Below are 19,862 nucleotides of genomic sequence, written 5' to 3'. Positions count from 1 at the left end.
TTAACTGTTAACGAGCTCTGATGAGTCTTTTGAACCGTGTTTGATATGAACTTCCATTTGTGGATATGCAAGTTCAATATTGTTCTCTTTTAATTTTTGGCTAATTTGCTTATGCAAGCTATGACGAAGTGGCCAACGAACAGACATGTCTTTAGCGTACGAACGCACTTCATAATCTTGGGTGTGCTGGCCAAAACCTGCAAACCAGACTTCGGGTTCAGGAGTCGAAAGGGATAACTCACATTCACGCACAGCTTGATGCAGTAAGGTTTCGACTTTTGCGGGATCGGCATCACGCGATACCGATACGGTCACAATGACCCGAGTAATAGGATCAGATAAAGACCAGTTAACTAATTGCTCTGTAATGAATGCTTTGTTGGGCACAATGATTTCTTTACGATCCCAGTCGACAATGGTGGTGGCACGAATTTGAATTTTACTTACTGTGCCGGTGAGATCGCGAATGGTCACGGTATCGCCAATGCGGATCGGTTTTTCGAATAAAATGATCAAACCAGAGATAAAGTTCGCAAAAATCTCTTGTAAACCAAAACCTAAACCTACTGAAAGCGCTGCCACTAGCCATTGTAATTTAGACCATTCCATCCCTAGGGTTGAAAAGCCAAACAGCATGCCAAAAAACACCACTAAGTAGCTGCTTATTGTGGTGATAGCAAAGCCGGTGCCAGGTGATAAGTCGAGCCGTTGTAATAGCATTAACTCGAGTAAGCCGGGGAGGTTTTTGGCGATAACCGCAGAGAACCCCACTAAAATAATGCCAAATAAAATCGACTTTAAGGTGATGGGCACTTGTTGTTCAATACCATTAACTGTGCTGCTGGTGGTCCACAAGGTGATGCCGTCTAAAAATGAAAAAACCGCGGTATGCGTTTGCGCTAAAATACCTAATAAACTGGCAAAAAAGGCTAAAATCAAAATGGATCTGACTAATCCTAGCGATTGACTTGAGATCGTTTCTAAATCAACTACAGGTTCTTCGTAAGTTTCAATCGGTTCATTGTTCAGTTCGCCCCGTTCACGTTGTGCTAGGCGCTCTGCACGCTTGGCTTTAGCGCGGTCAAAAGCAATTAAGCGGCGCTCGATGAGCATCCAACGCTTTATTAGCTGGTAAGTCAGTAAAAATCCTAGTCCTAACAGTACCGATATTTGTAGCTGTAATAGCAGTTGGAACGCAGTAAAATAATAACCAACACACGCCAATATAGCGCTAAATACGGGAGTGACAATGAGTATTGCCCACACAGCTTTTTGCACCACTTCAAGGTTATTCGCATTGGGTTTATTTTTACGGTATTGGCCAATCAATAACATCACATCTTTGTAGAGCACAAACAGCACCACACAAAATACGATAAACGCACCACGCCCCAGGCTGTTGCGCACAAGTGAAGTCTCGAGCGCTTCTGTAAAGCCCATTAAGCCAATTAACGGCGCTGAAATCATCACAAACGATGCCATCGTTTTTTGAGCTTGTTGGACAATTTTTTTCGGGCGTCTGAAATGGCTAATTAATATGCCTTTATCGACAGTTAGTAAGTAGAAAAAACGATAAATAAGGTAGCTTATTCCTATCGCTGTCACACCAGAACCTACTGCATAAGCCACATTGTGCTCAGAGCGCATAAAAATGACTCCGGCAATAATAATTGGTAATGGTTTAATTAAGGCATAAACAACACTGATGATCAGTGTTTTGATAGTGTATTTAAATTTGTCTTGGGTAACGTTACCGACAAATACCGAGTAACGGCCAATAGCTTGGTTAAACTTAGGTGTTAGCATGTCTTGCGCCATTAAACAGCACAATAATAAAATGCCCCACCAAGCCCATAAATTTCCCTGATTAGACCAGGCTTGTTGAATAGCCTCATATTGACTCGGTTGCACTAACCATACGCTGCTTTGGCTTAGGTCAATTAACCATAACCCTCCAATACTAGGCGCATTAGGCACCCAAAAAAGATGTTCGTTAAGGGTGTTTTTTAAGGTGTTGTGCAGTTGGTTTAATTGCTCATATCCAATACGTAATTTAGCAAACTCAGCAAGGTATTGATCGTAACCTTGTAGAAGCTGCTCTATTAAGATTTGCTGTGATTGCAATAACTTAACTTGGGTTTCATTGAACAGGGTACTGTTATCAAGTTGCTGGGTATTTAACGCTTGCTGCTGTTCTAACTGATAACGTTTAAGGCGTGCATCGGCCAGTTCTGTTTGCAGTTTATCTAAGCTTGGTGGTTTGGGTAACGACTGCAACATTTGTAAAAAGCGATCACCAAAAGCGGAGTTGGTTTTAACCCAGGTAATTTGCTCAAGCACATTCGACAGCTGTGCATTTTGAGATTGGTAGCGTTTTTCAATCCGTTGTTGGCGTTCAACGATTGAGTTGTGATTGCTGGTTAAACTTTGCAATTGCTGCGCATATTGCTGATTTGTTTTGCTTAACTCTTGCGATAACGGGTCGGCTAACTCTTGTTCATCAATTAAGTTATTGGCAATGGTGTCGGCTGTTTGTTGCTGACGATATTCAATATTGTGTTTATTAATTAATTCAATAAAGCTTTCTTGTTGGCTTAAAGACAGTCGATTTACTTGTTGCTGAAGCTGGGATATTTCCAGTTGCTTTGGGTTGGCTAAACGCTCAGCTTGCAGAGTCGCAATATGTTGAGTCAGCAGCTCAGCTTGTAACTTATTACGTTTACCAAGAGGTGTGTCTGCTGGTGCTTGCTGAGTTTTATTGTGTTGGGTTAATGCATTTTCGGCTTGAACAATTAAGTCGGGTAACTGAATTTGACGCTGAGTAATTAATCGTAACTGTTGGTTTAAGTACGACTCGGTTTCTTTTAATTCAGACAGGTGAAAATACGCCATCGATGCTTGCTGATTAAGGTCAATATCGGCGTCGAGTTTAAGCGTTGTTTGCGCGTCGCGTAATTGTTGATTGAGCGACAGTTTGGTTTCGTTGTTTGAACGCTCAACGTTATTGTAAGTTTGTTGTTCAATTTGCAGCTCGTTAATACTGCTTTCGAGCTCAGCAATCTGTGTTTGAATATCAAGTGGCTGATTATCAGTTTGAGTATTCAAACCAAGACGTTTGTCTAGGGTGATAGGCGTGTTGGCATAAGTCGATGCCGACATGATGTTGATAATAATAAAACACAGTAAAAAAGACGCTAAACGTAACATAATACTAGGCTCAAATTGGAGTCTGGCAATGGTAACAAATTTACTTAATTATATTCTATTTTTTTGGTGTTGCAGTATGCGATAACACAGGGCTTTTGTTTGAATTGATATGAAATAAAGTCATGTTTAACAAGTGGCTAAAAAATAAAGCCGTATTTTAACAAAATACGGCTTTATGAGGCAGTTGCTCGGTAGGGCTTATTTAGCGTCTACTTGTTCTTCATCAGATTCAGCATCTGTTAATGCTTGAGTCAATTTCGCAAATGGTTGACCCATGCGAGTTGACTCACCAGGTTCAACGCCGTCGGCAAAGGTTTCAATTGCATCTTGTGTAAACAACATCACCACAGTGCTGCCGAGTTTAAAACGACCCATTTCAGCGCCTTTTTCTAAGGTTAATGCCTCTGGACCTGTGGTTGGGTAATCCCAACTGAAGACTTGCTTGCCGCCTGGTGGAGTGACCGTGCCTGCCCAAATGGTTTCAATACTGGCAACAATTGTTGCACCAACTAATACCATCGCCAGTGGACCTGATTCGGTTTCAAAAATAGCCACTACACGTTCGTTACGCGCAAATAATCCCGGTACATTCTGAGCGGTTAATGGATTAACCGAAAACAGATCGCCTGGCACGTAGGTCATTTTAGACAAGGTGCCAGTGATTGGCATATGAATGCGGTGGTAGTCTTTTGGCGCTAAATAAATGGTAGCAAAGTCGCCGCCATCAAAACGCGCAGCATCAGCCTTAATGCCACCTAGCAGTGCTTCAGATGTATAGCTATGGCCTTTTGCTTGAAATATATTGCCAGCTTCAATCGGGCCGCATTGGCTAACCGCACCGTCAACAGGATGAGCCATAATATGGTCATCTTGGTCAATTGGGCGTAATTCTGGTTTTAATGCGCGGGTAAAAAAGTCATTAAAAGTTTTGTAAGCTTCGGGCTCGGGTTGCTTCGCTTCTGACATATCAATTTTATATTGTTTGATAAACCATTTAATGGCCGCCGTCGTTATCGCCCCTGCTTTTGCAGCCGCAAACTTACCCACTAAACGTGACAGAAAATGTTTTGGCAGCATGTATTGCAAAGCAATTTTAAATGAGTCCAATGTGTTTCCCTTTTTATTTTCTTGTTGATTCATATTCGTCATCTTCGATTATATATTATTCATCAATGGCACGAAAATGTCGTGCATGACGTTGTTCATCTAAACTGGCAATAATACGATGATAGTTGCTAAATCTGTCTTGGGTAATCTTTCCTGCTTCTAGTGCATCACGCAGTGCGCAGCCGGGATCGTCACCGTGTTTACAGTCTCGGAATTTACACGTACCCAAAAACTCTCTAAATTCGATGAAGCACCAACCCACACGTGTCGCGTCTAAATGCCACAGCGCGAACTCACGCACACCAGGAGAGTCAATTAAGTCGCCGCCACTTTTAAAGTGCAGTAACTTGGCTGTGGTGGTGGTGTGTTGACCTAAACCTGAGTTGCCAGATACATCACCTATTAATAACTCTGCCTCAGGCATTAACGCATTAATCAGTGATGATTTACCGACACCGGATTGACCCGCAAATACACTGACTTTTTCATTAAGCAGCGCTTTTATGTCTTCAACGCCTTCACCGGTATGGCTACTGACTCTGTAAACAGGATAACCAATGGCTTCATAACGGGCGAGTGCTTGCTCTATTTCGTCACGGTTTTCATCATTTAATAAATCGATTTTATTTAAAATAATGATAGGCGGTATATCAGTGTCTTCACTGGCAACCAGATAGCGATCGATAATTTGTGTCGTGAAACTAGGTAAAACGGATGACACAATTAAAATTTGATCGATATTAGAGGCGATAATTTTAACGCCATCATAAAGATCGGGTCGAGTGAGTGATGACTTACGAGGATGGACAGCTTCAACAATACCACCGATACTTGAACTGGCTTGTACTTCGGTAGCGAGTCTTACGATGACATTGTCGCCAGTCACTAAACTGGTTACAGCACGACGAATGTTACAGCGAGATACCTTACCGTCAGTTGTTTCAATGTCGGCATGTTGGCCAAAACGCGAAATCACTACTCCCGATTGTTCAGGGCCTAATAAATTGTCCTGTAATTCAGGCGCGTCATTATTATCGCTTCGTTTTAGTCGCTTAGTCTGATTCGCACGCATACGGCGTAATTGACCTTGGCTTAGGGGTTTCTTTTTACTCACAGGCTTATCTTCATCAAATAGGTGTTTTTTTGTGTCTCAAAAAAACAGTATGATACACACTCTTTTATAAAAAAGCCTGAATTAAGGCGATAGATAACATAAGGCGACATAAATGGCTGCTGATACGAATAACCTGATTTGGGTTGATTTAGAAATGACGGGTTTAGAACCTGATGTCGATAGAGTCATTGAAATTGCTACCCTAGTGACTGATCAAGAACTCAATATCATTGCCCAAGGCCCTGTATTGGCAATTTATCAAACTGATGCAGTGCTAGCAGGCATGGACGACTGGAATCAAAAACACCATGGTGAGTCTGGTTTAATTGACCGTGTACGCGCCAGTAAATGTTCAGAACAAGATGCGATTAAGCAAACCATTGAGTTCTTAGCCCACTATGTACCTAAAGGTGCATCGCCTATGTGTGGTAACAGCATTGGCCAAGATCGCCGTTTTTTAAATAAATACATGTTAGAGCTAGAAGAGTATTTCCATTATCGCAATATCGATGTGAGCACAATTAAAGAGCTCGTGCGCCGTTGGAAGCCTGAAACCATGAATGGCTTTAGCAAGAAAAATACCCACCAAGCACTCGAAGATATTAAAGAGTCGATTGCAGAATTGCAGTTTTATCGCAAAGAAGTATTTAAAATTTAACCAATCGAACAATTTTTTTTAAAAAGGGGGTTGCAGCATAGTAAAATTTACCTATAATGCGGCCTCAACTTTCTACAGAGCGCCAAACTCTGATTAATAGAAAGTTGAAATGAAATTTAAAATTTGAAATGCGACATTAGCTCAGTTGGTAGAGCGATACCTTGCCAAGGTATAGGTCATCAGTTCGAACCTGATATGTCGCTCCAAATTTCAGATGATGCGAGCTAGAATCAGTTGGTAGAGCGATACCTTGCCAAGCTAAAAGAGATAACAGCGTCATCGGTTCGAACCTCTCTTTGTTTAAAAGAAAGTTCGCTCCAAATTTCAGATGATGCGAGCTAGACTCAGTTGGTAGAGCGATACCTTGCCAAGCTAAAAGAGATAACAGCGTCATCGGTTCGAACCTCTCTTTGTTTAAAAGAAAGTTCGCTCCAAATTTCAGATAATTTTGATATGCGACATTAGCTCAGTTGGTAGAGCGATACCTTGCCAAGGTATAGGTCATCAGTTCGAACCTGATATGTCGCTCCAAATTACAAATGCTTTTTGATTTGCGACATTAGCTCAGTTGAGTTAATTGTAAGAGTTGATACCAATCTTTTTTGCTAAGGTATAGGTCATCAGTTCGAACTTCTCTTTATTTAGAGAAGACAGCTCCAAATTTCAATATGATTTTGATATGCGACATTAGCTCAGTTGGTAGAGCGATACCTTAGCCAAGCTAAAAGAGATAACAGCGTCATCGGTTCGAACCTCTCTTTATTTAAAAGACTGTTCGCTCCAAATTACAAATGCTTTTTGATTTGCGACATTAACTCAGTTGAGTTAATTGTAAGAGTTGATACCAATCTTTTTTGCTAAGGTATAGGTCATCAGTTCGAACTTCTCTTTATTTAGAGAAGATAGCTCCAAATTTCAATATGATTTTGATATGCGACATTAGCTCAGTTGGTAGAGCGATACCTTGCCAAGCTAAAAGAGATAACAGCGTCATCGGTTCGAACCTCTCTTTATTTAAAAGACTGTTCGCTCCAAATTACAAATGCTTTTTGATTTGCGACATTAGCTCAGTTGGTAGAGCGATACCTTGCCAAGGTATAGGTCATCAGTTCGAACCTGATATGTCGCTCCAAATCTCTCTTATTGTTTCAACATACCACACTCTAAAATCTCTAGCTTCAAAGCTATTCAATTTTGCGATTTGCAATATTAGCTCAGTTGCGCCCTTAGAAAATGCGATACCTTTTTGTTCGCCAAGCTAGGCGTCATAAAGCGGTCATCAGTTCGAACCTCTCTTTGTTAAAAGGTATGTCGCTCCAAATCACCTTTATTGCTCCAAATCACTCTTATTGTTTTAAAATCCCACACTCTAAACTTTCCAGCTTCAAAGCTATCAAATTTTGCGATATTGCAATATTAGCTCAGTTGCGCTCTTAGAAAATGCGATACCTTTTTGTTTGCCAAGCTAGAAGTGATAACAGCGTCATCAGTTTTAACCTCTTTTTGTAAAAAAAGGTCGCTCCAAATCACTCTTCAATTCAAAAAACGCTTGCTTACATGCCTATTTACTCCATATTCCCATGGCCCAATAGTTATACCAAATTTCTGCTGCATATTCGTCTGAAAATTTCTTCAGTTGTTATTTATTGCTTTCAGATGTGAAGAAAAATACTGTGCAATCAACAAAACGCGTGATCTATCGCTCACTTCTTCATGAATCTCTAAATTAGAAGCCTTTGGAGAATGAAAAACATGACATTGCTCAAGTAATTTGTGCTCGAAATCTTTGATAATCAATTCAAGATAATTTTTTAAGCTGTTAGAGCTTTAAACGAGGTAAGTGCTATGCGTATTCAACAATTGAGCGAACTACTTGATTATGTGGCCAAATGTCATCTCGATATGGAGAAGTTGTATAAGCGCTTAGATCGTAATGCTGACTCATCTCGCGTTAAAATGATGCTGACTTATTTTCAACAACATCAGAGACATATCTACGAGACACTAGAGAGTTACATAGAAGATGCGCCATCTAGAATTTTAAATACCTGGTATAAAGACATTACTTTTGAAGACTTTAGTAAACGTTGTGCTGAAGCATCTCTGCCAGCCAATATGCATGAAGACCAGGTGCTCGAGTTACATCTTGATCTCGAAAACCGTTTGATTGCATTACTTGAAAAAACGGCAAATAGTAGCCCAACAGAAGAAATTAAGAGCACATTAATGGATTTAGTCCGTGTGGCACAAACGCAGCAAAAACGTCTTGTTCATAGCACAATTCGTATGGATGACATTTAATCGACGCATTGATAATTTGAAATAACTTCCTGAAGTGTGAATTCGCCAGCTATCCCCAGTAGCTGGTTTTTTTTATTAACAAAAAATAACCGCCATAACAGTGGGAGTTAACCCATAACTTCTGGTATATTTAGCATTCTTGTAACTCTTTTTTACGGAAGCTGACTTTACACATGACATCCCTGTTTAAAACCCTTGAAAATGAACAAGCTACTGTTGCGCTAGGGCAACAAATTGCGCAGTGGATGATGCCTCCATTAACCCTTTACCTTACGGGTGATTTAGGGGCAGGCAAAACGACGTTTAGCCGAGGGATTATTCAAAGCTTAGGTCATCAAGGCGCTGTAAAAAGTCCAACTTACACCTTGGTTGAGCCTTACGAGTTTGCAAATATGGATGTATTCCATTTTGACTTGTATCGTTTGAGCGATCCTGAAGAGTTGGAGTTTATGGGTATTCGAGATTACTTTACTGACAGAAGTGTGTGCTTAGTAGAGTGGCCAGATAATGGTCACGGCTTGTTACCTAAGGCTGACATCCATTTGCATTTACGTTATAAAGAATCTCAAAGAGAAATCGAATTACAAGCCTTATCCCCTGCTGGGCAGGCCATTTTAAATAAAATTAAATAAAATAATAATGAATTTTAAACATACGTTTTTTACCTGTGTAGTAACCACGCTAGTGCTTTTGTTGCCTAATACCAGTTGGGCAGCAAATCAACTTGATAGCGTGCGTATTTGGGCTGCGCCTGAATCAACACGAGTGGTGTTTGATTTAACTCAAGCTCCCAAATATGACAGCTTTAGTTTAACGGGCCCTCATCGTTTAGTGGTTGATATCCAAGATGCTGGCTCAAAAATAAATTTAGATAAAATTGCCAATAACAGCAGTATTATTAAAAAGATACGTTTTAGCACTCCGCCTAAAAAGGGCATGCTGCGTTTAGTGATGGATTTAACCAAACCGGTTAAATCGAGTTTATTTACTCTTCCACCTACGGCACCTTATGGCAATCGTTTAGTGGTCGATTTAGAAGATGCTGCTGGTAGTTCATCGAATACGCAACCGTCTGTGAGTCGTTCTGCAAATCCGTCTTCTCGAAATATTATTGTTGCTATCGATGCTGGTCATGGCGGTGAAGACCCTGGTTCTATCGGTCCCTCAGGCATGCACGAAAAACGTGTGGTGCTCGAAATCGCTAAACGCTTGGCTCGTAAAGTGGACTCTACACCAGGGATGCGTGCTGTCATGACGCGCAGCGGTGATTATTTTGTGAATTTAAACAAACGTTCTGAGCTTGCGCGCAACAGTAAAGCTGACTTATTAATTTCAATCCATGCTGATGCCTTTACCTCTCCGCAACCTCGTGGCGCGTCGGTGTGGGTGTTATCTATGCGCCGTGCAAACAGCGAAATCGGTCGATGGTTAGAGCAAAAAGAAAAACACTCGGAGTTATTGGGTGGTGCTGGTGAAATTATTCAAAACTCTGACAGCGAACAGTATCTTGCGATGACGTTACTGGATATGTCGATGAACAGCTCAATGGCTATTAGTCATTCTGTTGCTGGCGATATTTTGCGAGACCTAGATTCAATTACGCATTTGCATAAGAGAAAACCTGAATCAGCCAGTTTTGCAGTGCTTAAGTCGCCAGACATTCCGTCAATTTTGGTCGAAACCGGCTTTATTTCTAATCCTGGTGAAGAACGCTTATTGTCTAACGGTAATCACCAAGAGAAGCTAGCTAATGCCATTTATAAAGGCGTGTTGCGTTACTTTGAGAATAACCCGCCTGCTGATACCTTAATGGCCAAAACGACGAGTTCGTCTAATACCAAGCACAGTGTAAAGCGTGGTGAATCGTTATCGATTATTGCGCAGCGTTATAAGGTGTCAGTTAGCAGCCTTAAACAAGCCAATAATTTAAAATCTGATGTGGTGCGTATTGGCCAAACACTGGTAATCCCTAGGGCTTAACATGGCTATTCAACTACTCCCACCACAATTAGCTAACCAAATAGCTGCTGGCGAAGTAGTTGAACGGCCTGCGTCTGTGGTTAAAGAACTGGTAGAGAACAGTTTAGATGCCGGAGCGACCCGTGTTGATATAGATATTGATAAAGGCGGCAGTAAGCTCATCCGTATCCGTGACAACGGCGCTGGTATTGCCAAGGACGAATTGGCCTTGGCGCTGTCTCGACATGCTACCTCTAAAGTGCATACTCTGGACGACTTAGAAGCCATTCTTAGTTTTGGATTTCGTGGTGAAGCATTAGCCAGTATTAGTTCCGTTTCTCGATTAACATTGACGTCAAAAACCGCTGAGCAATCTGAAGCTTGGCAAGCCTATGCCGAAGGTTCGCAAATGGATGTCAAAGTGACGCCGGCTGCGCATCCACAAGGTTCTACTATCGAAGTAGTGGATTTATTTTTTAATACACCCGCACGTCGTCGATTTCTTAAAAGCGATAAAACTGAGTTTACTCATATTGATGAATGGCTAAAGCGGATAGCCATTGCTCGTAGTGATATTCATTTTGCACTCACGCACAATGGTAAATTAGTGCGCCAATATCGTCCGGCAAACACCGAAATTCAGACTCAACAACGTCTTGCTCAAATCTGTGGTCGGGCATTTGCCGAGCAAGCGTTAAGTATTGCATGTGATCATGATGGATTATCGTTAAGTGGTTACCTACAATCACCTCATGATAGCGTGATAACCGATACCAGCTTTTTCTATGTAAATGGCAGATTAGTCAGAGACCGTTTGGTTAATCATGCAGTAAAACAAGCATTCGCAGAACATGGTATCGATCATCAACCCGGCTATGTGCTGATGTTAGCGCTTGACCCACATCAAGTGGATGTTAATGTGCATCCCGCGAAACATGAGGTGCGGTTTCATCAATCTCGTTATGTACATGATTTTATTTTACAAGCGATACAGTCGGCATTATTACAAATGCCGCAATTGGTGTTAACCGAGGCGATAACAGAGCCTGAACCGCATGAAGCTGTCCACAATGCTGCAATGCATGAACAGGCAATCACATCGGCCACTGATGATATTTTTACAGAGACAAAGGCAGATTTATTTACACCAGCTGCTGCTCAGCGGCCGATAAATAGTGCCAGCCCTTTTGGTACAATGCATGTTCCGGGCAAGAATGGTGCGTCTTTTGGTGGTTCTTCAGCTGCAGTTAAGCCAAGTTATGATAAAAAGCCTATAGCAAACGCTTCAACAGGGATAACCAAAACTGCCATTGCTAATTATGGGCAATTATTACAAACCCCTGCTGGCCATTATGAAAAACACGTCAGTGAAGTCAGTTTACAAACGAGTATGCCACCTTTACTTTCAGGTGCTCATTGGGTTATTTGCCAAGACGATACCTTGTCATTATTACCGTTTAAAGTGGTATTGTTTGCGGTGAGAAAAGCTGAAATCATTAAAAAATTAGCTAATGGTTTAGTGTCACAACCCTTACTGATGCCCATTGCGATTGCTGTCGACCCAGATTGGAGCGAAACATTATCAGCACGTGATCAATTACTGCGTCAAATGGGTATTGAACTAAGTATTCGCTATCAGCAGTTGATAATTAAAAAAGTGCCCCCATATTTGAGGGAGAGCCAATTAGCAATTGTTATCCCTGAGTTTTTACAATGGATAGCGCTAGAGCAGCCAAACGACAGCGCGATAGCGGACTGGTTAGCGAAACAAAGCCTAGTGCAATTTGAGTCTGCGCAAAGTGTTTGGCAGCAGTTTTGTTTATTAGACGATACAATAAAACAAACAGTTTATGCTCAGGCTACTGATTTACCTTGGCAAACTTGGATGAAAGATAATTAACGTGAACACTATCAACCGGCCGAAAGTGATATTTTTGATGGGGCCTACGGCGTCAGGCAAAACGGCATTGGCTATCGACATGGCCACACAGCATGACTGTAAAATTATTTCAGTTGATTCAGCGTTAATTTATCGTGGTATGGATGTAGGCTCTGCTAAGCCTTCAGCACAAGAATTGGCCTTAGCGCCGCACAGATTGATTGATATTCTCGATCCAAGCGAAAGCTATTCTGCCGCAGATTTCCGCCGCGATGCACTTGTGGCCATAGAAGATATTATTGCTCGTGGTAAAACACCGTTACTTGTAGGTGGCACCATGATGTATTTTAAGGCATTGTTAGAAGGATTATCGCCTTTACCCAGTGCAGATGAAGCTATCAGACAACAGATTTTGTTGCAGGCAGAAAACCAAGGTTGGGACGCATTGCACCAAGAGTTGTGCCGTATTGACCCTGTAGCTGGGGAGCGTATTCATCCAAATGATCCGCAACGTTTGTCGCGTGCATTGGAAGTTTACCGTATAAGCGGCAAAACGATGACAGAGTTAACGAAGACTAAGTCGGCTGCTTTGCCGTATGATGTAGTACAATTTGCTATTGCACCGACTGACAGAAAAGTATTACATGACTTAATCGCTAAGCGGTTTAATATCATGCTTGAACAAGGTTTTATCGATGAAGTCACGCGTTTAAAAGCACGTGGAGACTTGGATTTAGAGATGCCATCAATGCGCTGTGTCGGTTACAGACAGTGTTGGCAATACCTTGATAATGAATTTGATCATGCGACTATGGTCGAAAAAGCTACCGCAGCCACTAGGCAATTGGCCAAACGTCAATTAACATGGTTGAGGAGTTGGCCTGATTTACAGTGGCTTGAAAGTGGTGTAGAAGGGAATTTAGTTACGCTTATGCGACAAAGCCGCTAGCTTATTAGCCGTTGCTGTATAATACTAAAACTAAACAATAAAACTTAATTCAACATATTTATAAAATAAAAAAGGAAATTGAAAATGGCTAAGGGGCAATCTTTACAAGACCCATTTTTGAACGCATTGCGTCGAGAGCGTGTACCAGTCTCTATCTATTTAGTGAATGGTATTAAGTTACAAGGCCAGGTTGAATCTTTCGATCAATTTGTGATCTTACTTAAAAATACAGTGAGCCAGATGGTTTACAAACACGCTATTTCTACCGTAGTACCAGCACGCCCATTTAATGTTTCTGCTCATCAGGGTACTGCCCATGGTGAAGAAAGCGATGCTGAATAATTGAAAAGGAATATAATTTTTGTTTGATCGTTATGAAGCGGGTGAAACAGCTGTATTAGTTCACATAGATTTTTCTGACGAAGAGCGTCGAGAAGACCTAATTGAATTACAGTTGTTAGTTGAATCTGCTGGTGCTCGCTCTGTTGGAGTGATTACTGGCAGCAGACGCTCTCCGGACCGAAAGTTTTTTATTGGTTCCGGTAAAGCAGAAGAACTTGCTGCTATGGTCGCTGCAACTGAAGCCAATGTAGTGATTTTTAATCATGCTTTGAGCCCTGCTCAAGAACGTAATCTTGAAGTTGTGTGTCAGTGCCGAGTTTTAGATCGAACTACGTTGATTCTTGATATTTTTGCTCAACGAGCGAGAACTCATGAAGGTAAGATGCAAGTGGAGCTAGCGCAATTGCGCCACATGTCAACGCGCTTAATTCGTGGTTGGACTCACTTAGAAAGGCAAAAAGGTGGTATCGGGATGCGCGGGCCGGGTGAAACCCAGCTTGAAACAGACCGTCGTTTACTTCGTGGGCGAATTAAAAACATTAATCGTCGTCTCGATAAAGTAGACAAACAACGTGAGCAAAGTCGTCGTGCGCGTAAGCGAAGTGACTTAGCCACAGTATCATTGGTGGGTTATACCAACGCGGGTAAATCAACGTTGTTTAATTCGCTGACGTCTTCGGATGTGTATGCAGCCGATCAGTTGTTTGCCACATTAGATCCGACATTGCGTAAATTAGCGCTACCTGACGGAGCTGTGATTTTAGCCGATACCGTGGGGTTTATTCGTCATCTACCGCATGACTTAGTGGCGGCGTTTAAGGCCACATTGCAAGAAACTCGTCAAGCAGAAATATTGCTACATGTTGTTGATTGTGCTGATGAAAACATGACAGAAAATTTTGACCAAGTACAACGCGTACTAGAAGAAATTGATGCTGATGAAATCACTCAATTAGTGGTTTGTAATAAAATTGACCTACTTGAAGATTTTGCGCCTCGTATTGACTACGGTGAAGACGGAAAACCTGAGCGAGTATGGGTTTCTGCGCAAAAACGCATTGGATTTGATTTGCTGCTGAAAGCCATTACCGAGTTAATCGGTGAGGTTATCCGCGAGCTTACATTGAAAATACCTGCATCAGCAGGACATTATCTTGGCCAGTTTTATCGACTGGATGCAATACAGCAGAAAGACTATGACGATCTGGGGAACTGTATTTTATCTGTTCGTTTATCGGATGCCAATTGGCGCCGATTAGCTAAACAGAGTCAGGGGGAATTAGAGGCATTTATTTTTGAACCTTCAGAAATAGACGTCACTTGTTAATCTCATTTATTTCATCCAATTATGGAGTGCTAAATGGCTTGGAATGAGCCCGGTAACAAGGGTAATAAAGACCCTTGGGGAAATAAAGGTGGTAACGATAAAGGGCCACCGGATCTCGACGAAGTTTTTCGTAACTTATCAAAACGTTTTGGTGGTAAAGGCGGTAACTCCGCATCTGGCCAACCATTCAACTCATCGATATTGATTGTAATCGCTGTTATTGCCTTAATTATTTGGGGCTTATCGGGATTATATACAGTCAAAGAAGCTGAGCGCGGCGTGTTACTTCGTTTTGGTCAACACATTGGTGAAGTGAGCTCTGGTTTACACTGGAAAGCCACTTTTATTGATGAAGTGTATACCGTAGACGTAGAAACGTTCCGTTCAATTCCTGCTTCTGGCAGTATGTTGACGTCCGATGAAAACGTAGTAAAAGTCGAATTAGTCGTTCAGTACAGTGTATCTGACGCGTATTCGTACTTATTTAGTGCAGTTGAAGCTAACGAAAGTTTACGTGAAGCGACAGACAGTGCATTACGTTACGTGATTGGTCATAACCGCATGGATGACATTCTAACGACTGGCCGTGATGCGATTCGTCGTGACACGTGGAAAGAGTTAGAGCGTATCATTGAACCTTATAAACTAGGTTTACAGATCCGCGACGTTAACTTTTTACCTGCCCGTCCACCTGAAGAAGTGAAAGATGCATTTGATGATGCAATTTCTGCTCAGGAAGATGAACAGCGCTTTATCCGTGAAGCTGAAGCTTATGCTCGTGAAATTGAACCAAAAGCTCGTGGTCAAGTTGAACGTATGGCGCAACAAGCTAATGCATATAAACAACGTGAAGTGTTAGAAGCTCAAGGTAAAGTTGCTCGTTTTGAAAAGCTATTACCAGAGTACAACGCTGCGCCTGCAGTAACACGTAATCGTTTATATTTAGATGCGATGCAAGCGGTCATGTCTGATACGAACAAAGTGTTAATTGATGCTAAAAATAATGGCAACTTGATGTACTTGCCTTTGGATAAGTTAATGGATGCGTCTAAAAGCTCGCGCCAAGAAGCTGAGCCAGAAGCTGAACGTCATGTTAACTCAGTATCAAACACCGGCGTAAATACACCGATCACTAGCATGTCGTCTGATGGACGTCTCAGCCGCGAAGAGCGTCTTCGCCAAGGGAGGAACTAATCATGGGTAGATTTGCTCTGATCATTTTGATTGTCATCTTAGGCGTTGGTTTTTCATCTTTAATGGTGGTTAACGAAGGCGAGCGTGCAATCGTTGCTCGCTTTGGTAAAGTCCTGAAAGACGATGACGTGACTAAAGTGTTTGCTCCAGGTTTACACTTTAAGCTACCCGTTGTTGATAAAGTGCGATACCTAGATGCGCGTATTCAAACGTTAGACGGCGCAGCCGACCGTTTTGTGACTTCTGAAAAGAAAGACTTAATGGTTGATTCGTATGTTAAGTGGCGTATTCATGATTTTGAAAAGTATTATCTTTCTACCAACGGCGGTATTAAAGCCAATGCAGAAAGCTTATTACAAGCCAAAATCAATAACGATTTACGTACTGAGTTTGGTCGCCGTACGATTAAAGAAATCGTATCCGGTAAGCGTGACGAGTTGCAAACCGATGCACTACAAAATGCATCTGAAAGCGCTGAAAACTTAGGTATTGAAGTTGTTGACGTACGAGTTAAGCAAATTAACTTACCTGCTAATGTGAGTAACAGTATTTACCAACGTATGCGTGCTGAACGTCAAGCTGTGGCGAAAGAGCATCGTGCACAAGGTAAAGAACAAGCTGAAATTATTCGCGCAACGATTGATGCTAACGTAACAGTGAAGATTGCTGAAGCTGAACGTAAAGCCCTTACCGTACGTGGTGAAGGTGATGCACTTGCTGCCAAGATTTACGCTGATACTTACAGCAAAGATGCTGAGTTTTATAACTTTTTACGCAGTTTAGAAGCCTATAAAGAAAGTTTTGCAGGTAAAAACGACGTGATGGTGTTAGAGCCAGAAGGTGATTTCTTTAAGTACATGAAATCGTCTAGCGGTAAATAATCGTTAATTAGCTTTAGTGCAAAAACGACAAAAAGCTCAGTTAATACTGAGCTTTTTTGTATCTGCAATTCAAATTCAGTTTTTCGAAAAATCCCTTTCTTTAGTATCAGATGACTACTTTTTACTGTTTTTAGATTAAAACGTATATAAGCAGTTGATTAGGTATAGGAATAAATCATCCTATTTTATAAGTTAATATCGATAAGATTGTTAAAAAGATGCTGATTTATATGCTATTTTGAAAAAAATGTTAATATCCTCAACTTAGATGCGTGTTTTCACTATGATCTAGTTCTAATTTTTCGCTATAATGAGCACCGCCTCAAACTATGATTTTAGCGTTTTACCATTATGGTCGCTAAAGTATTGAAATATAAAAATTCCAACACCCTCTGGGAGATAAGTGGATGAGCAATGCGCCAGTCGATACCGGACGTCGCAGATTCCTGACAGCCGCAACCGCCGTAGTAGGTGGTGCTGGTGCCGTCGCTGTAGCGGTTCCTTTCATCAAGTCATGGAATCCGAGCGCCAAGGCGAAAGCTGCAGGTGCGCCGGTCGAAGTAAATATTAGTAAAGTAGAACCAGGTCAGTTAATTCGTGTCGAATGGCGCGGAAAACCGGTTTGGGTCGTTCGTCGTACAGAAGCTGTATTAGAGAATCTTAAATCTTTAGACGGTCAATTACGCGATCCTGCTTCTGAAGAAATGCAGCAACCAGAATATGCAACTAACCCTGCACGTTCTATTAAGCCTGAATTCTTCATTGCAGTCGGTATCTGTACTCACTTAGGTTGTTCACCAACTTATTTGCCCGATTCATTCGGTGAGCAGGTTGAAGGTGTACCATCTGGTTTCTTCTGTCCTTGTCACGGTTCTAAATTCGACATGGCCGGTCGTGTGTTCCAGGGTGTTCCAGCACCATTGAACCTCGTTATCCCGCCACACAAATATGTCGATGACGCTACCGTGATTATCGGTGAAGACACAGGAGCGGCGTAATGGTTAAGAATATTATTGATTGGATTGATGCGCGCATCCCAATGACGGCAACTTATAACCGTCACGTGGGCCAATATGCGACACCAAAGAATTTCAACTTTTGGTATTTCTTTGGTTCATTAGCGCTATTAGTTTTAGTTAACCAGTTACTTACGGGTATTTGGTTAACCATGAATTACGTACCAACAGCAGAAGGCGCATTTGCTTCTGTTGAGTACATCATGCGTGATGTTGAGTACGGTTGGTTATTACGTTATATGCACTCAACGGGTGCATCGGCGTTTTTCTTTGTTATCTATATGCACATGTTCCGCGGATTAATCTACGGTTCCTATCAAAAACCAAGAGAGCTGTTATGGCTGTTTGGTATGTTGATTTTCCTTGTGCTAATGGCTGAAGCATTCATGGGTTACTTGCTACCTTGGGGACAAATGTCTTACTGGGGTGCACAGGTAATTATCTCTTTGTTTGGCGCTATCCCTATCATTGGTGATGACCTAACATTGTGGATCCGTGGTGACTACGTTATTTCGGGTGCAACGCTAAACCGTTTCTTTGCATTACACGTTATTGCGCTGCCACTTGTGTTAGTTGTATTAGTGTTCTTACACTTAATTGCACTGCATGAAGTGGGCTCAAATAACCCTGATGGTGTTGAGATTAAAAAGAACAAAGATGAGAACGGTTGGCCTGTTGATGCTATTCCATTCCACCCTTATTACACCGTAAAAGATATTATGGGTGTCGCGGGCTTCTTAATTGTGTTCTGTTATGTGTTGTTCTTCATGCCTGAAGGCGGTGGATACTTCCTTGAAAAGCCAAACTTTGAAGCGGCTAACCCAATGAAGACTCCAGAACACATTGCGCCAGTTTGGTACTTCACACCTTTCTATGCCATTTTACGTGCTATCCCTGATAAGTTAGTGGGTGTTATTGGTATGGGTCTGTCAATTGCAGTGTTATTTATTCTGCCTTGGCTTGACCGTTGTAAAGTGAAGTCTATTCGCTATCGCAGCACGATCCACAAGATCAACATTGCTCAGTTTACTGTGTCGTTCATTATTCTTGGTTATTTAGGTGTGGTTCCTGCAACGCCTGAGTTAACTATTGCGGCACGTATTTTCACTTTCACTTACTTTGCTTTCTTCTTAGCCTTATGGGTTTACAGTAAAAATGAGAAAACAAAAGAAGTCCCAACGAGGGTGACACACTAATGAAAAAGTTATTAATTGCATTAGTTACATTGTTGCCATCTTTGGCGATGGCAGCGAGTGGACACAATGTTCACTTAGAAAGTGCTAACGTTGACTTGCATGATAAAGAGTCGCTAGTGCGTGGTGTTGATTTATTTCAACACTACTGCTCTGGTTGTCATAGCACTCAATACCAGCGTTACGAACGTGTTGCTACAGATCTCGGTATTTCTAACGATGATATGCGTAGTAAGTACATTCTGAACAATGCAAAAATTGGCGATTTAATGGAAAACGCAATTCCTACCGCCGATGCTGCTAAATGGTTTGGTGCTGCGCCTCCAGATTTAACATTGGTTGCTCGTGTACGTGGTGAAGACTGGGTCTATTCATACCTTAAAGGTTTTTATGCTGATGAGACTCGTCCATTTGGTGTAAACAACACAGTGTTCCCATTAGTGGGTATGCCTCATGTATTACAAGACTTACAAGGTCTTGCAGTAAAACAAGAAGACGGCACTTTTGTTACCACTGGTGGCAAAATGACGGCAGAAGAGTATGACCAAGCGGTTCGTGATATCACGGGTTTCTTAGTTTACTCAGCTGAACCTGTACAGTTAGAGCGTAAAGCTCTTGGTATGTGGGTACTTGGATTCTTGTTTATTTTCTTCATCATTGCGTATTTGTTGAAGAAAGAGTACTGGAAAGATGTACACTAGCTAGCAATAACGGTTATTATACATTATCCGCATA

Annotated in this window: 16 protein-coding genes and 3 tRNA genes; 16 read left to right on the top strand and 3 right to left on the bottom strand. The window is 41.6% G+C overall.

The features are described 5' to 3' along the window. The 3 genes from ACROAE_RS05385 to rsgA all read right to left on the bottom strand — a co-directional run bounded on the left by ACROAE_RS05385 (position 1) and on the right by rsgA (position 5,428). On the bottom strand, positions 1 to 3,207 hold the full coding sequence (locus ACROAE_RS05385; RefSeq protein ID WP_432399977.1) for a mechanosensitive ion channel domain-containing protein: 3,207 nt from the start codon (positions 3,205 to 3,207) through the stop codon (positions 1 to 3). A gap of 198 nt (positions 3,208 to 3,405) precedes the next feature. After that, positions 3,406 to 4,314 carry an archaetidylserine decarboxylase gene (asd, locus tag ACROAE_RS05380; protein ID WP_432399976.1) on the bottom strand — a complete coding sequence of 303 codons (909 nt, stop codon included), beginning with the start codon at positions 4,312 to 4,314 and terminating at the stop codon, positions 3,406 to 3,408. 55 nt (positions 4,315 to 4,369) lie between these two features. Beyond that, the gene (gene rsgA, locus ACROAE_RS05375) at positions 4,370 to 5,428 is read right to left on the bottom strand and encodes a small ribosomal subunit biogenesis GTPase RsgA (protein ID WP_432399975.1); all 1,059 of its coding nucleotides are present in this window, start codon (positions 5,426 to 5,428) and stop codon (positions 4,370 to 4,372) included. A 112-nt stretch (positions 5,429 to 5,540) separates the two neighbouring features. On the opposite strand from rsgA, the gene orn reads away from it, so the two are divergent. From orn to ACROAE_RS05295, 16 genes are all read left to right on the top strand, one after another. Then, positions 5,541 to 6,086 carry an oligoribonuclease gene (gene orn, locus ACROAE_RS05370; RefSeq protein ID WP_432399974.1) on the top strand — a complete coding sequence of 182 codons (546 nt, stop codon included), beginning with the start codon at positions 5,541 to 5,543 and terminating at the stop codon, positions 6,084 to 6,086. A gap of 130 nt (positions 6,087 to 6,216) precedes the next feature. Continuing rightward, positions 6,217 to 6,292 (top strand) — tRNA-Gly (locus tag ACROAE_RS05365). Between the two features lie 249 nt (positions 6,293 to 6,541). Then, a tRNA-Gly gene (locus ACROAE_RS05360) sits at positions 6,542 to 6,617 on the top strand. A gap of 525 nt (positions 6,618 to 7,142) precedes the next feature. Further along, positions 7,143 to 7,218 (top strand) — tRNA-Gly (locus tag ACROAE_RS05355). A gap of 713 nt (positions 7,219 to 7,931) precedes the next feature. Further along, positions 7,932 to 8,387 carry a hypothetical protein gene (locus ACROAE_RS05350; protein WP_432399973.1) on the top strand — a complete coding sequence of 152 codons (456 nt, stop codon included), beginning with the start codon at positions 7,932 to 7,934 and terminating at the stop codon, positions 8,385 to 8,387. 173 nt (positions 8,388 to 8,560) lie between these two features. Further along, complete coding sequence (tsaE, locus tag ACROAE_RS05345) at positions 8,561 to 9,019, top strand: tRNA (adenosine(37)-N6)-threonylcarbamoyltransferase complex ATPase subunit type 1 TsaE (RefSeq protein ID WP_432399972.1); 459 nt, start codon at positions 8,561 to 8,563, stop codon at positions 9,017 to 9,019. Positions 9,020 to 9,026: 7 nt separating this feature from the next. Continuing rightward, complete coding sequence (locus ACROAE_RS05340; RefSeq protein ID WP_432399971.1) at positions 9,027 to 10,367, top strand: N-acetylmuramoyl-L-alanine amidase; 1,341 nt, start codon at positions 9,027 to 9,029, stop codon at positions 10,365 to 10,367. A 1-nt stretch (position 10,368) separates the two neighbouring features. Next, on the top strand, positions 10,369 to 12,246 hold the full coding sequence (mutL, locus tag ACROAE_RS05335) for a DNA mismatch repair endonuclease MutL (protein WP_432399970.1): 1,878 nt from the start codon (positions 10,369 to 10,371) through the stop codon (positions 12,244 to 12,246). Between the two features lies 1 nt (position 12,247). Continuing rightward, complete coding sequence (gene miaA, locus ACROAE_RS05330) at positions 12,248 to 13,174, top strand: tRNA (adenosine(37)-N6)-dimethylallyltransferase MiaA (protein ID WP_432399969.1); 927 nt, start codon at positions 12,248 to 12,250, stop codon at positions 13,172 to 13,174. 84 nt (positions 13,175 to 13,258) lie between these two features. Further along, the gene (gene hfq / locus ACROAE_RS05325) at positions 13,259 to 13,516 is read left to right on the top strand and encodes an RNA chaperone Hfq (RefSeq protein ID WP_011638750.1); all 258 of its coding nucleotides are present in this window, start codon (positions 13,259 to 13,261) and stop codon (positions 13,514 to 13,516) included. Between the two features lie 19 nt (positions 13,517 to 13,535). After that, on the top strand, positions 13,536 to 14,843 hold the full coding sequence (gene hflX, locus ACROAE_RS05320; RefSeq protein WP_432399968.1) for a ribosome rescue GTPase HflX: 1,308 nt from the start codon (positions 13,536 to 13,538) through the stop codon (positions 14,841 to 14,843). A gap of 33 nt (positions 14,844 to 14,876) precedes the next feature. Further along, on the top strand, positions 14,877 to 16,037 hold the full coding sequence (hflK, locus tag ACROAE_RS05315) for an FtsH protease activity modulator HflK (protein WP_432399967.1): 1,161 nt from the start codon (positions 14,877 to 14,879) through the stop codon (positions 16,035 to 16,037). A 2-nt stretch (positions 16,038 to 16,039) separates the two neighbouring features. Further along, positions 16,040 to 16,918 (top strand): protease modulator HflC, encoded by an 879-nt coding sequence (gene hflC, locus ACROAE_RS05310; protein WP_432399966.1) that lies wholly within the window; start codon positions 16,040 to 16,042, stop codon positions 16,916 to 16,918. A gap of 407 nt (positions 16,919 to 17,325) precedes the next feature. Continuing rightward, positions 17,326 to 17,916 carry a ubiquinol-cytochrome c reductase iron-sulfur subunit gene (gene petA / locus ACROAE_RS05305; RefSeq protein WP_432399964.1) on the top strand — a complete coding sequence of 197 codons (591 nt, stop codon included), beginning with the start codon at positions 17,326 to 17,328 and terminating at the stop codon, positions 17,914 to 17,916. Further along, entirely contained in the window at positions 17,916 to 19,130 is a 1,215-nt protein-coding gene (locus ACROAE_RS05300; RefSeq protein WP_432399962.1) for a cytochrome b, read from the top strand. The genes petA and ACROAE_RS05300 overlap by 1 nt, the downstream gene beginning before the upstream one ends. Then, complete coding sequence (locus ACROAE_RS05295; RefSeq protein ID WP_432399960.1) at positions 19,130 to 19,828, top strand: cytochrome c1; 699 nt, start codon at positions 19,130 to 19,132, stop codon at positions 19,826 to 19,828. The genes ACROAE_RS05300 and ACROAE_RS05295 overlap by 1 nt, the downstream gene beginning before the upstream one ends. The last annotated feature ends 34 nt before the right edge of the window (positions 19,829 to 19,862 follow it).

This window comes from Shewanella sp. MF05960, assembly GCF_050849305.1.
Classification (GTDB): Bacteria; Pseudomonadota; Gammaproteobacteria; order Enterobacterales; family Shewanellaceae; genus Shewanella.
The sequence above is the reverse complement of the archived record's forward strand: the minus strand, read 5'-3'. Positions and strand labels throughout refer to the sequence as shown.

Bases quoted from the DNA above. Each gene is read 5' to 3' on its own strand.
- ACROAE_RS05340 (WP_432399971.1), top strand. From the start codon at position 9,027: ATGAATTTTAAACATACGTTTTTTACCTGTGTAGTAACCACGCTAGTG.
- ACROAE_RS05385 (WP_432399977.1), bottom strand. From the start codon at position 3,207: ATGTTACGTTTAGCGTCTTTTTTACTGTGTTTTATTATTATCAACATC.
- tsaE (WP_432399972.1), top strand. From the start codon at position 8,561: ATGACATCCCTGTTTAAAACCCTTGAAAATGAACAAGCTACTGTTGCG.
- ACROAE_RS05295 (WP_432399960.1), top strand. From the start codon at position 19,130: ATGAAAAAGTTATTAATTGCATTAGTTACATTGTTGCCATCTTTGGCG.
- petA (WP_432399964.1), top strand. From the start codon at position 17,326: ATGAGCAATGCGCCAGTCGATACCGGACGTCGCAGATTCCTGACAGCC.
- ACROAE_RS05350 (WP_432399973.1), top strand. From the start codon at position 7,932: ATGCGTATTCAACAATTGAGCGAACTACTTGATTATGTGGCCAAATGT.
- hflC (WP_432399966.1), top strand. From the start codon at position 16,040: ATGGGTAGATTTGCTCTGATCATTTTGATTGTCATCTTAGGCGTTGGT.
- hfq (WP_011638750.1), top strand. From the start codon at position 13,259: ATGGCTAAGGGGCAATCTTTACAAGACCCATTTTTGAACGCATTGCGT.
- orn (WP_432399974.1), top strand. From the start codon at position 5,541: ATGGCTGCTGATACGAATAACCTGATTTGGGTTGATTTAGAAATGACG.
- mutL (WP_432399970.1), top strand. From the start codon at position 10,369: ATGGCTATTCAACTACTCCCACCACAATTAGCTAACCAAATAGCTGCT.
- hflK (WP_432399967.1), top strand. From the start codon at position 14,877: ATGGCTTGGAATGAGCCCGGTAACAAGGGTAATAAAGACCCTTGGGGA.
- ACROAE_RS05300 (WP_432399962.1), top strand. From the start codon at position 17,916: ATGGTTAAGAATATTATTGATTGGATTGATGCGCGCATCCCAATGACG.